This is a genomic window from Clostridium sp. OS1-26 (assembly GCF_030915445.1).
Classification (GTDB): domain Bacteria; phylum Bacillota; class Clostridia; order Clostridiales; family Clostridiaceae; genus Clostridium_AM.
The window spans coordinates 5,468,108-5,481,650 of the sequence record NZ_CP133264.1 but is presented as its reverse complement, the minus strand read 5'-3'; the positions used below and the strand labels follow the sequence as shown (position 1 = coordinate 5,481,650).

Here is a 13,543-nt window from a genome sequence, read left to right as displayed (position 1 = left end):
TGTTTTGAATCCTATGATTTTATACATATGAAAAATTGTGAAAATAATATGAAAATATCATGTAAAAAAATAAAAATATTTTTCTAAGCCTTTATAAAAAAGAATTGACTTATAGGAAAATTCCCATTATTATTAATATGTAAGCGATAACATATTTGGAGGTGTACTAATTGAAGAAAAAGAAGATTATTACTATTTTAGCTACAATGGCTATTGCTACTAGTTTATTTGCAGGTTGTGGAAGCAAGCAAAACACAACTCAACAAAGTGGACAAGCTGGAAAAAGCGTAAAGATAGGTCTTTCAACAGATGAAGGTGGATTAAATGACAAGTCATTTAACCAAGCAGCAGATACTGGAATAAAGAATGCTGTAAAAGAGTTTGGAGTTGACTATAAGCCAGTAGAATCAGCTAAAAAAGAAGATTATGAATCAAATTTGGACGCATTAGTTAATGCTGGATCAAACTTAACATTTGGAATTGGATTCCAAATGGAGCAAGCTATGAAAAATGTAGCTGGAAAATACAAAGACAAGAATTTTGCTATAATAGATACAGTTGTTGATGCACCAAACGTTGAATCAATAACTTTCAAGGAACATGAAGGTTCTTTCTTAATGGGAGTTATAGCTGGTAAAATGACTAAAACTAACAAAATTGGTTTTATAGGCGGTAAAGATTTTGCAGCAATAAATAAATTTGAAGCAGGTTTTGCTGCAGGTGTTAAGGCTGTAAACCCAGAAGCGGCTAAAGGATTAATAAGTTCAGATGGTAAGAGCCCAGGAACAATGGTTAAATATGCTGATAGCTTTGGTGATACAAATAAAGGTTATGAATTAGCTAAATCATTATACGGTGCTGGTTGCGATGTTATTTATCATGCAGCTGGTGGTGTTGGTATAGGAATGTTCAAAGCTACTAAGGAAATTAAAGACTCAGGAAAGGAAGTTTGGGCTATAGGAGTTGATATGGACCAAGCAGTTACAGTTCCAGAATATGAAAGTGTAATCCTTTCAAGTATGATTAAAAAAGTTGACGTAGCTACATATAGTGCAGTAAAAGAGGTAGTTAACGGAAAGTTCCAAGGTGGAAAACATATAGAGTATGGATTAAAAGAAGATGGAGTTGGTATAGCTCCAACTTCAAATAAGAATACTCCAAAAGATGTTTTAGATTTAGTTAAGAAGTATACTGATGCTATAAAAGCTGGAAAAATTGAAGTTCCTTCAACAAGGGATGCTGCAACAAAATTTGTAGTTCCACAAATATAAGTATTAATGACATAATCAGATGGGGTTTATTGTACTCCATCTGATTATTATTAAATAAATATATTTTTTACATTAGATTTAAAACTAAAATACTACATATAAATTTAACTAAATTCTCCTTAATTATATATAAAATTGCCACTTTGTGGTATAATAACCTGCAGGATAAAGAGTGTTTTATATAAGGGAGGCACATAATAATGGGCGCTACAATAAATGATATTGCTAAGAAGGCAGGAGTATCCTTAGCAACTGTTTCTAGGGTTCTAAATAATTCAGGATATGTAAAAGAAGAAACGCGCACCAAAATTTTGGATGCAATAAAAGATTTGGATTATACTCCCAGTGCTATAGCAAGAGGCTTATCTAAAAATGAGGTAAATACAATAGGAGTGATAGTTCCAGATATAACAAACTCTTATTTTGGTGAAATCATCAAAGGAATAAGTGACGCAGCAGAAGAACAGGGCTTAAACATAGTATTATTTAATACAGATGATAAACTTGAAAAAGAAATAAGAGCTCTTAATGTAATTAAGGAACAAAGATTAAGAGGTGTTATAATGACTCCTATTTTTGGAGGAGACGAATTTAACAGTCAGTACTTTAATACCATAGAAAGTTTAAGTATGCCTATTGTATTAGTTGCTGCAGATATAAAGTACTCAACCTTTAATGGAGTTTTTGTAGATAATATAAAAGGTGGTTTTGAAGCTACCAATCTTTTAATTAAAGAAGGACACGAGAAAATAGCAATAATTACAGGACTTTTAAGCTCTGAAAGAGCAATACATGAATTAATAGGTTACAAAAAAGCTTTAACTTTAAATAATATACGTACAAGAGATGAATTCATCTTTAAAGGCGATTATAAATTAGATACTAGTTATGAAATAACAAAGAAGATATTATCAATGGAAGATAAACCAACTGCAGTTGTTGTATGTAGTAATATGATGACATTAGGTTGTGTTAAGGCAATGTTAGAAGAGCATAAAAAGGTTCCAGAGGATTTATCCATAGTAGGTTTTAACAAGCTTGAATTTCTTGATATGGTTGGAATAGATATTACCTATGTAGAGGATTCTCCAATAGAGCTAGGAAAAGCTGCTATGTGTATGCTTAATGAAAGAATTAATGGTAAGGAGATAAATGAAGTCAAGAGAATTAGAATTTCTCCAACTATTGTTTTAAACGGATCAGAAAAAATAAAAAAATAATTTTTTTTAACATATAGGTAAGCGGTTACATATTGTTGCGAATTTTAAATAACTTGAAATTAATTGTGTAACTGAATAAATAAATTCTTTAATTTTAGAATACTATAAATACAAAAATATATGAAAGGAGAAATTTAACCATGAGAATGTATGATTTAATAATTAAAAAGAGAAACGGCAGCGAGTTAAGTAAAGAGGAAATTAACTACTTTGTAGATAACTACACTAAAGGTAATATACCAGATTATCAGGTTTCAGCTCTTTTGATGGCAATATACTTTCAAAAGATGAATATGAGAGAAACAGCAGATTTAACTATGGCAATGGTTAATTCTGGAGATATTCTGGATTTATCAAAAATTGAAGGCATAAAGGTTGATAAGCACAGCACAGGTGGAGTTGGAGATACAACTTCTTTAGTGCTTACACCAATGGTAGCAGCATTAGGAATACCTGTAGCCAAGATGTCAGGTAGAGGATTAGGTCATACCGGAGGAACAATAGATAAGCTTGAATCTTTTGAAGGTTTTTCTGTTGAAATAACAGAAGAACAATTTATAAACAATGTTAATACTAAGAAAATAGCTATAATGGGTCAAACTGCTGATTTAGCACCAGCAGATAAGAAATTATATGCTCTTAGAGACGTTACTGGAACAGTTGATAACATATCGTTGATAGCTGCAAGTATAATGAGCAAGAAAATAGCTGCAGGAGCAGACTGTATAGTTCTAGACGTTAAAGTTGGAGATGGAGCATTTATGAAATCCTTCGAAGATGCTAAAAAGCTTGCCGAAGCAATGGTTAGCATAGGAAAAAATGTGGGAAGAAACACAGTTGCAGTAATTTCAGATATGGATCAACCTTTAGGGTTGGCAGTGGGAAATGCTCTTGAAGTAAGAGAAGCATTAGATACTTTAAGAGGAAAGGGACCAAAGGATTTATTAGAGTTATGTTTAGCTTTAGGAAGCAATATGGTAGTTTTAGCTAAAAAGGCTGAAACTGTTGAGGAAGCTAGAGAAATGCTTTTAGGAACAATAAAAGATGGTTCAGCATTAACAAAGCTAAAAGAATTTATTGGAGCGCAAGGTGGAAATGTAGAACAAATAGACAATCCTGAGTTACTTCCAAAAGCTAAGTATATTTATGAAGTTAAAAGTGATGTAGAGGGATATGTGTCAAAGATTAATTCTGAAAACATAGGGTTAATAGCTATGGAACTTGGCGCAGGAAGAGCTACTAAGGAAGATGTAGTGGATTTAGCTGTAGGTATTGTACTTAACAAAAAGAGGAGACAAGATTGAAAAAGGAGATATAATAGCTCACATTCATGCTAATGATGAATCAAAGACAGAAAAAGCAGCTAAAGATATATTAGCTAATTACAAAATTGCATCTAAATATGATGAAAACATTCCACTAGTTTATGATGTTGTTAGATAGAGTGAAACTTATGTAGAATATTATTTTAGATAAGTAAATTTAATAAGGAGATATGTATAATGGATTATAAAGAGCTTATAAAGATAGCATTAGAATATAGAGAAAAAGCTTATATTCCTTATTCTAACTTTAAAGTAGGTGCAGCAGTTTTATTTGATAGTGGTAATATCTATGGAGGATGTAATATAGAAAATGCATCCTTTGGAGCAACAAATTGTGCAGAAAGAACTGCTATATTTAAAGGTATATCAGAAGGCGAAAAAGAAATAAAAGCAGTGGCAGTAGTGGGAGACTTAAACACATATACCTATCCTTGTGGGATATGCCGTCAAGTAATTGCTGAATTTGGTAATATGGATATTAAAGTAATACTTGCAAAAAATGAGAATGACTATATCGTAAAAGATTTATCTGAAGTATTGCCAGGAGCTTTCACTAAGGAAGATTTAAACAAATAATAATTTATAATATGTTTTTGTAGGAGGTATTTAAAGTGAGTGTTCATATAAATGCAAAAGAAGGTCAAATAGCTGAAAGTATATTGTTACCTGGAGACCCATTAAGAGCTAAATTTATAGCAGAAAATTTTCTTCAAGATGTTATATGCTATAACGAAGTTAGAGGAATGTATGGTTTCACTGGAACATATAAGGGAAAGAAAGTTTCAGTTCAAGGAACAGGAATGGGCATTCCATCAATATCAATATATGCTAATGAATTAATTCAAAGTTACGGAGTTAAAAACCTTATAAGAGTTGGTACTTGTGGTTCTTTTCAAGAGTCAGTTAAAGTCAGAGATATGGTCATAGGTATGGCAGCGTCAACAGATTCTAATGTAAATAAGATAAGATTTAACGGAAGAGATTTTGCTCCAACAGCGAGCTTTAAATTGTTAAAGAAAGCTTATGACATAGCAGTTGAAAAAGGAATTGAGCCAAAGGTAGGTAATATCTTTAGTTCAGATACTTTTTATCATGATGATCCAGATGCTTGGAAGCATTGGGCTAAGTTTGGATGCTTAGCAGTTGAAATGGAAGCGGCTGGACTTTACACATTAGCTGCTAAATATGGTGTTGATGCACTTACTATACTTACTGTAAGTGACCATCTTATAACTGGTGAACTTACTACAGCAGAAGAGAGACAAAAAACCTTCACAAGTATGATGGAAATTGCTCTTGAGACAATACACTCACTATAAATGTATCCAACCATCAAACCTCGATGATTCCCACGAATCCCTGGCGATTCTCACTAAACCATGACGGAATCCCCGAAGGGGGGTGGAATTATGCACAAACCAAAAATCAGAGAAAATACCAGAGCTGAGAATTTAAACTCAGCTCTATTTTTATACCAGAAATTGGGTTAGAGGAGAGAAGAAAGGCCTCAGATTAAAATTTAAAAACAGTTGTTGTAAGTGCTCGCAATACTGGTGTCAATTGATAAAAATACATCAACAAAAAAATATTAAATAAATGGTAGAAGGAGTTCGTTGCATAGTAGAGAATATATAAAATTTAAATTGAATACTTATTAATTAAGTACTATAACTAAGATTATATGAAAGGGAAGCTTATGAAGAGAATTGATAATGTATATGAGACCCTAAAAAAGTTATGCAGTAAAGATTATGCTAAAAATGGAAAAATAAATGGCTTTTCTGCTGTGGAAATATCAGAGGTAATAAATATACAAAGAACAAATGCATCCAGTGATTTAAACAAACTTTACAAGAATAATTTAATTGAAAAAGTATCTGGCAAGCCAGTGCTGTATAAAATTAAAGATAAAGATATTGAAAGTAATGTAAATGAAGTAAGGATTTCTAAAGATGTATTTGATGACATAATAGGAGCTACTTTCAGTTTAAAGAACGCATCACAACAGGCAAGGGCGGCTATAATATACCCACCTAATGGACTGCATACATTGCTTTTGGGAGAAACTGGAACAGGAAAATCAATGTTTGCAGAAACTATGTACAAGTATGCCAAAGAAATTAGAAAGATAAAGGCTAATGCTTCTTTCGTAGCTTTCAACTGTGCAGATTATGCTAACAACGTTCAACTTTTAATGAGCCATATTTTTGGTGTCAAAAAGGAGCTTACACAGGTGCAAACAAGGACAGAATAGGATTAGTGGAAAAGGCCAACGAAGGTGTATTATTTCTGGATGAAGTCCATAGACTTCCTGCTGAAGGACAAGAAATGCTTTTTTATCTCATTGACAAGGGCATATATAGGCGTCTAGGAGAAGTTGATGAAGAACATAAAGCAAAGATTCTTATAATATGTGCTACGACAGAAAATGTAGAATCTGCATTGCTGAAAACCTTTACCAGAAGAATTCCAATGATAATACGTCTGCCTGCTTTGAAGGATAGAAGTGTAGAAGAAAGATATGAACTTATAGAAAGCTTTTTTAAAATTGAAGCAAGCTGTATAAAACGAAGTATTAGAATTACTGCCAATGCACTGAAGGCATTACTATTGTATAACTGTTCTAATAACATAGGACAGCTTAAAAGTGATATAAAATTATGCTGTTCTAAGGCATTTCTTGAAAATATGATGAAAAGAGACAAGAATATTTGTATTCATAGCCAAGATTTACCTCAATATATACTTAGAGGGTTGTTTAGATATAAAGAGATAAGAAATGAAATAGATAAGTTTGTAGACAAGGATATAATTAAGTTTTGCATAGATGAAAACAATACTAGGGATGATGAAAATATAAGCATATTTGATTTTTATGGAGCTTTAGAGGAAAAAAGAAAGCTTTTAGAATCTAAGGGAACCAGTGAAAAAGATATAAAACTCATAATGAGCCTAGATATAGACACTTATTTTAAAAAGTACATATTAAATATAAATAAAGAAAATCTTGAAGAGTTGTACAAGGTTGTTAATAAGAAGATTGTAGATTTAGTAAATGAGTTTTTAAATTCAGCGGGATTGGAGCTAGCAATGCAATTTGATGGAAAGATATTATATGGATTATCCATGCATGTTGCAAGTTCAATTGAAAGAATTTCTAGTGGAAAAGAAATTCAGAATCATCAGTTAGAGGATATTAGAAAAAACTATAATAAAGAATTTAAAATTGCACATAATTTAAAAACAAAGGTTGAAGAGGAATTTAATATTTCTATTCCAGAAGATGAAGTTGGATTTATAACCATGTTTTTATGCATAGATAAAGAGAGTTCTAAAAGTAGTGGTGTTGTTGGGATAATAGTTGCTATGCATGGAGAGTCAGCAGCTACCTCAATAGCAGAAGTAGCAAACAGATTACTGGGAGAAAATTATGCTATTGGCTATAATATGCCTTTAGATCAAAAGCCTGAAGCTGCATTAGAGAACTTAATTGAAATTGTAAAAAAAATAGATAAGTGTAAGGGAGTATTGCTGCTTGTTGATATGGGGTCTCTTGTATTATTTGGTGACATGATATATGAACAAACAAAAATACCTGTAAAAACAGTAGAAATGGTATCTACGCCTATTGTGCTAGAGGCAACAAGAAAAGCAATTTTAAAAGCTTCTTTAGAAGAAATTTATGATAGTTGTGTCAATATAAGTCCCCATATAGGAAGAATTTATAGTGACAGCTTAAATATAAATTCTGAGCTTAAAAAGAATGTTATTATAACAGCATGCATTACTGGAGAAGGAACAGCCATTAAACTTAAATCAATTATAGAAGAAAAGCTAGGGGATATGAATAATGATATTGATATCTTAAACATTGACATCTCAAGTAAAGATAAGTTCAATAATAAAATCAAGAAAATCAAGCTTGAAAAAAATATATTAGCTGTTGTAAGCGCTGTAAAACCTGAGGATGAATCTTTATTATATATTTCAACTTCGGATATATTTGATAGAGAAAAAACCTGCAAATTAAAATCAAGAATAAACTTAATGGAAACTATATGCAATATGACGGAAGTCATTGAGGAGAATATTAACATAGATTCCTATAAGTATATTGAGGGCTTTAAAAATTTTTACTTATCACTTTTGAATAATGGAGTGGAACTTAATAGTAACGTTTTAACAGGTTTAATATTACATCTTGCTTGTGCTATAGAACGTACATTAAGTGGTGAAAAACTATTATATAGAGAAAGTGATGAGAGGTTAATAAATAAATATATAGAAAAATATAATTTTATTAAAAATATTTTGAAGCCAATAGAAAAAATATTTAATATAAAGTTGCCTACAAGTGAATATCTAAACGTTCTTAAGATTATTTATCTATTATGATACACATATGTGTATTGTAATAGATAAATGATAAAACACATAAAACACATATTGTGCTTTCCAATGGAATGCTAATTACAAGGAATTATAATTCCTTGTAAAATCACAGTTTTGAACAATATTGTTTAGACTAATTTTTAGCTATAAATGTAAAAATATAAAAAATGCATAATACACATATGTGTATTAAAACAAACTAAACAATACAGATATATTCTTAGCGATATACAGGTCTCTTATTTCAATGGCTTTTTTATATGTAAAATAATGGCATGGTAATTGCTAAAGATACTTATGTAGAATAAACATAGAAATAGGGGGGACGTACATGGAAAGATTTATGGATTTTTTTCAAGAAAAAATGATACCGCCATTAGTTAAAGTCGGAAACCAAAGGCATTTAGTTGCAGTTCGTAATGGATTGGCAATAACCATTCCTTTCATTATTGTAGGAAGTATATTTCTTATCTTTGGCAATTTACCTTTTGAATGGTGGCCAAATTTTATAGGTAAATTTGCAGGCATGATCAATGTCGTTGTAAACTGTTCCTTTGGTGTTTTAGGAGTTTTGGCAGTTTTAGGAATAGGATATTACTTGGCAAAGAGTTATAACCTTGATCCTATAACCGGTTCAGTAATAGCTTTTGTAGCGTTTGCTTTAACACAGGTTACAGGAGATCTTCAATTGGATACAAGCAAGTTTGGAGCAGAGGGACTTTTCACAGCAATTATAGTTTCACTTTTAGCAGTAGAAATTTTAAGGTTCTTTGTTCAGAGAGATATAGTTATTAAACTACCGAAAGGAGTTCCGCCAGCAGTTGGTAATTCATTTGTGGCTTTAACTCCTACATTAGCAGTAGTAGTTATAGTTTGGACAATAAGAGTCGTTTTTGGTTTTAATATAACTGAATTTATAACATCAATATTTAGACCAATAGTATTTGCTCTTAACACCTTACCAGGTATATTAGTGTATAGTTCGCTGGTAACGCTACTTTGGTCTACAGGCATTCATGGAGATATGACACTTGAAGGTGTAGCTGATCCTATATTCATTCAATTTTTAACCGCTAATACTGCTGCTTTTGTTGCACATAAGCCAATACCTTATATTACAGCATCAGGTTTCTATTCCTTATTTGTTAATGTAGGCGGTACAGGTGCTACGCTATGTTTGGTTATATTAATGCTTAGATCTAAAAGCAAGATGTACAAGTCTTTAGGTAAGGTTGCATTTCCGTCGGCTTGCTTTGAGATAAATGAGCCGGTTATATTCGGTTTTCCAGTCGTTCTTAATCCAATAATACTAATTCCTTTTACCCTTGTACCACTAATTCTCACTACTGGATCATATTTATTAATGTATTTCAATATAATTGGAAGGCCAGTGGCAATGATGCCATGGACAATGCCACCTATTATAGGACCGTTTCTTGCTACCGGTGGAGATTGGAGGGCAGCTGTTTGGTCTGCTACATCTATGATAATAGCAGCAATAATTTACTATCCATTCTTCAAGTCGGCTGAAAAACAACAGCTAATGAATGAAAAAAATGAAGAAGCAATGACACAAGTATCTGGACAAGGTGCAGAGGCTTAATGTTTATAGAATACAGAGATTTATAATATTTATATCTAATAAGAAATACTGGGAGGTACAAAATATGAAAATTTTATTAATGTGTGCAGCGGGTATGTCAACAAGTTTACTAGTAACTAAAATGGAGGCCTATGCTAAGCAAGCTGGTTATAATGGTGTAGTTATTAAAGCTGAGCCTGTAGAAGACTTAGATAGAAATGTAGATAATTACGATGTATTTTTACTTGGTCCCCAGGTTAAATATAGAGAAAAATGGGTCAAGGAAATAGTAGAAGCAAAAGGAAAACGATATGTTTGTATTCCGCCGCAAGTGTATGGAATGGTGGATGGAAAAAAGACTTTTGAATTAGCAGTAAGCATATTAAATCAATAATGGAGGCTAATATGGAACTAGAACAAATTGTATTTAATATAATAAGCCATGCTGGAAGTGCTAAATCTATATGTTTTGAAGCACTAAATTTAGCTAAAAAAGGTGAATTCAAAGAAGCGGAAAATTTGATAAATAAAGCTAAAGAAGAGCTTTATGAAACTCATGGCATACAAAATACTATGATTCAAAAGGAAGCTTTAGGTCAGAAGCAAGAGGTAACATTACTTCTCATGCATGCTGAAGACCATCTTATGAATGCAATGCTTGCAAAAGACTTGATTGTAGAATTGATAGATATGTATAAGTTGAACTATTCAAATAGGAGATGATTAATAATGTCTAAGAAAGGCTTAAAGATTGCAACTATTGGAGGGGGATCTAGTTATACTCCAGAACTTATAGAAGGATTTATAAAGAGATATAAAGAACTACCTGTAAAAGAAATCTATCTAGTGGATGTAGAACAAGGAAGAGAGAAACTTGAAATAGTGGGTAACCTTTCTAAACGTATGGTAGAAAAATCAGGAGTGGATATAGAGATTCATCTAACATTAGATAGACGTGAAGCAATTAAGGATGCTGATTTTGTAACCACTCAATTTAGAGTAGGATTGTTAGATGCAAGAATTAGGGATGAAAAAATTCCACTTAAATATAATGTGATTGGTCAGGAAACTACAGGGCCAGGAGGCTTTGCAAAGGCTCAAAGAACAATTCCAGTTATTCTTGATATATGCAAAGATATGGAAGAGTTAGCTCCAAATGCATGGCTGATAAACTTTACAAATCCTTCAGGCATAATAACTGAAGCAGTGATAAAACATACGAATATAAAGACAATAGGCCTATGTAATGTGCCTATTGGTATGATAAATGGAGTTGCAGAAATACTTGGAGTTAGTGCTGAAAGAATTTACATTGATTTTGCAGGGCTTAATCATCTTGTGTGGGGAACAAAAGTTTATCTGGATGGACAGGATATAACGGATAGGTTTATAGATGAACTTTCAAATGGAAAATCTACAACTATGAAAAACATTCCAGATCTTCAATGGAATTCTGACTTTATAAAATCATTAGGAATGGTCCCATGCCCTTATCACAGATACTACTATAATGAAAAAGATATGCTAGAGGATGAACTAAAATCCTTCAAAGCTGAGGGCACAAGAGGAGAGGTTGTAAAGAAGGTAGAATATGAATTATTTGAGCTTTATAAAGATGTTAATATTGATATAAAACCACATCAGTTAGAACAAAGAGGAGGAGCTCATTATTCTGATGCTGCTTGTTCCTTAATAAGTTCTATATATAACGATAAGAAAGATATTCACACAGTAAATGTTAGAAATAATGGTGCTATTTTAGATTTACCAAATAATGTAGTTATTGAGACAAACTGTGTAATAGATAAGAACGGAGCACACCCTATAAACATCGGACATGTACCGACTAAAATAAGAGGTCTCATGCAAGCAGTTAAGGCATATGAAGAGCTAGCTGTTGAGGCTGCTGTAACAGGTAATTACTATACAGCGCTTCAAGCACTTGCAATACATCCTCTTGTTCCATCATCAACTATAGCTAAAGGGCTATTAGATGATATTATAAATGAAAACAAAGAATATTTACCTCAATATAGATAGGGAAGTACTTAACATTATATTTTTAAAGACTGTCTCAAAATGAATGCAGCATAGAAAAATTTGATATAGTGTTTTGATAAGACATGTATATGTTACAAAAAAGAATATATGCTCACTATAAAAAATAGGGTACAATGCTATCTAGATAGCACTGTGCCCCATTTTTCTAAGGTCTGTATTCTTGATACATTTCTATCACAGTACCATTTTTTAGGGCTATATTAAAAACTGGCTTATCCTTGTAATAACCACTTATTATATCATTAAAATTTTTGTCAACATGTAGAATAGATCCAGAAGTATCAAAATCTATTTTATTAATCTTTACATTGTCATCAACTTCTAAAGTAACAGTGCTGCTTATAGGCATATCAAAACCATCATCCGGTATATATTCTCCGACTTTATCATGATTATTCCAAATTACAGTATTTCCCGTTCTTTTTTCATAATCTCTTGCTTCATTTAGGTCAGTAACCCATCTTATAAAATAACCATCTATATACTTTTTGTTATGCTCTTGATATGCATTTTTTACAATAAATAGGGCTTTTTCGTTTCCTTTTAATATATTTTCTGCAGCCTCACTTACAGCACTCTTTCCACCTAATAATATTAAGTTTGAATAGTTCATACTATCTAAATATCTTTTTTGAGTTATTATATTGCTGCCATCTGTAAGTATAATTGGTGCATTTAATTTAGCAGCAAGTGCACTACCAGATAGAGCATCGGGGAAATTTCCACCATTTGCTATAAGTGCTGTATCCGTATCTAGATTAAAATACTTACATACATTTAAGGAGGTTTCGTATCTGCTAATTCCCCCGATCCTTACTATATTAATGTCTAATGAAGGTGCTAAATTTTTTATTTGATCTACAAGGCTGCTAGATAACGAGCCTTCGCCGCCTACTATAAATATTTTGGACGGCTGAATATTATTTATAACTTGTCCAATTTCAGTAGGTAGGTTATTAGCGTCACTCATCAATATAGGATATCCTTTTGATGCTGCAATGCTTGAAACACTCAGTGCATCTGCAAATCCATATCCATTAGCTAAAACTAATGGAGTACCTTTTTTTACATTTAAAAAGTTTATTATAGCTTTATTGGTTTCAAATCTATTAGCCCCTCCTAATCTTTTTACATTATATCCTGTTGCTTTAAAATAATTTATATAATCCTCATTCACAGATGCGTTTCCACCAAGTACATAAATTGTACCGTTATTTGTTAAATGATTCTTTATATAGTTTATTGAATTAAGATTTTTATCCGGTGTTTTATCTGCTAGTAGAATTGGTGCATTAAGCTTTTTAGAAAGTACACTTCCTGCCAGTGCATCAGGAAAATCATTTCCACTTGCAATAATTATATTATCTATTTTATCCTGGCTAAACTTATTTGAAATGTCAACGGATGTTTCATATCGATTTTCACCATATAATCTGTCTATATTATAATTATTTTTTGCAGGAACTGAGCTTGGTAAAGAAAAAGTAATAACTACTGTTGAAAGTATAATTGATAGGTTTTTCAATTTCAATGTAACCCCTCCTAAACTTTTGTATATATATCTATATTTAATGTATTCTCTTCATCATTTATGTATTACAAAATTTTAATATAATATATGAAAAAGTAATTATATTTTGAAAGTATATAGGATTGTTACAGTTTTATTTATTAAATATTAAAGAATTAATT

The 13,543-nt window shown here is 31.6% G+C and carries 11 protein-coding genes and 1 pseudogene; 11 read left to right on the top strand and 1 reads right to left on the bottom strand.

What is annotated here, in order from left to right; genetic code table 11:
* The first annotated feature begins 170 nt into the window (after positions 1-170).
* The 11 genes and pseudogenes from RCG18_RS26975 (at position 171) to RCG18_RS26925 (ending at position 11,830) form a co-directional block, all read left to right on the top strand.
* Positions 171-1,271 carry a BMP family ABC transporter substrate-binding protein gene (locus RCG18_RS26975; RefSeq protein ID WP_308039049.1) on the top strand — a complete coding sequence of 367 codons (1,101 nt, stop codon included), beginning with the start codon at positions 171-173 and terminating at the stop codon, positions 1,269-1,271.
* 200 nt (positions 1,272-1,471) lie between these two features.
* Positions 1,472-2,491 (top strand): LacI family DNA-binding transcriptional regulator, encoded by a 1,020-nt coding sequence (locus tag RCG18_RS26970; RefSeq protein ID WP_308039048.1) that lies wholly within the window; start codon positions 1,472-1,474, stop codon positions 2,489-2,491.
* A gap of 140 nt (positions 2,492-2,631) precedes the next feature.
* Positions 2,632-3,934: pseudogene (locus tag RCG18_RS26965) on the top strand (pyrimidine-nucleoside phosphorylase).
* Between the two features lie 59 nt (positions 3,935-3,993).
* Positions 3,994-4,392 carry a cytidine deaminase gene (locus RCG18_RS26960; RefSeq protein ID WP_308039047.1) on the top strand — a complete coding sequence of 133 codons (399 nt, stop codon included), beginning with the start codon at positions 3,994-3,996 and terminating at the stop codon, positions 4,390-4,392.
* A 35-nt stretch (positions 4,393-4,427) separates the two neighbouring features.
* Positions 4,428-5,135 carry a purine-nucleoside phosphorylase gene (gene deoD, locus RCG18_RS26955; RefSeq protein WP_308039046.1) on the top strand — a complete coding sequence of 236 codons (708 nt, stop codon included), beginning with the start codon at positions 4,428-4,430 and terminating at the stop codon, positions 5,133-5,135.
* 377 nt (positions 5,136-5,512) lie between these two features.
* Positions 5,513-6,070 carry a sigma 54-interacting transcriptional regulator gene (locus RCG18_RS26950; RefSeq protein WP_308039045.1) on the top strand — a complete coding sequence of 186 codons (558 nt, stop codon included), beginning with the start codon at positions 5,513-5,515 and terminating at the stop codon, positions 6,068-6,070.
* A 5-nt stretch (positions 6,071-6,075) separates the two neighbouring features.
* Positions 6,076-8,211, top strand: a complete 2,136-nt coding sequence (locus RCG18_RS26945) for a PRD domain-containing protein (protein ID WP_308039044.1) — start codon at positions 6,076-6,078, stop codon at positions 8,209-8,211.
* A 328-nt stretch (positions 8,212-8,539) separates the two neighbouring features.
* Positions 8,540-9,811, top strand: a complete 1,272-nt coding sequence (locus RCG18_RS26940) for a PTS sugar transporter subunit IIC (RefSeq protein ID WP_308039043.1) — start codon at positions 8,540-8,542, stop codon at positions 9,809-9,811.
* Positions 9,812-9,875: 64 nt separating this feature from the next.
* Complete coding sequence (locus tag RCG18_RS26935; RefSeq protein WP_308039042.1) at positions 9,876-10,184, top strand: PTS sugar transporter subunit IIB; 309 nt, start codon at positions 9,876-9,878, stop codon at positions 10,182-10,184.
* An 11-nt stretch (positions 10,185-10,195) separates the two neighbouring features.
* The gene (locus tag RCG18_RS26930) at positions 10,196-10,513 is read left to right on the top strand and encodes a PTS lactose/cellobiose transporter subunit IIA (RefSeq protein ID WP_308039041.1); all 318 of its coding nucleotides are present in this window, start codon (positions 10,196-10,198) and stop codon (positions 10,511-10,513) included.
* 6 nt (positions 10,514-10,519) lie between these two features.
* Positions 10,520-11,830, top strand: a complete 1,311-nt coding sequence (locus RCG18_RS26925; protein ID WP_308039040.1) for a 6-phospho-beta-glucosidase — start codon at positions 10,520-10,522, stop codon at positions 11,828-11,830.
* A 166-nt stretch (positions 11,831-11,996) separates the two neighbouring features.
* Here the strand turns inward: RCG18_RS26925 and RCG18_RS26920 are convergent, their stop codons facing one another.
* The gene (locus RCG18_RS26920) at positions 11,997-13,382 is read right to left on the bottom strand and encodes a cell wall-binding repeat-containing protein (protein WP_374118991.1); all 1,386 of its coding nucleotides are present in this window, start codon (positions 13,380-13,382) and stop codon (positions 11,997-11,999) included.
* Positions 13,383-13,543: the final 161 nt, after the last annotated feature.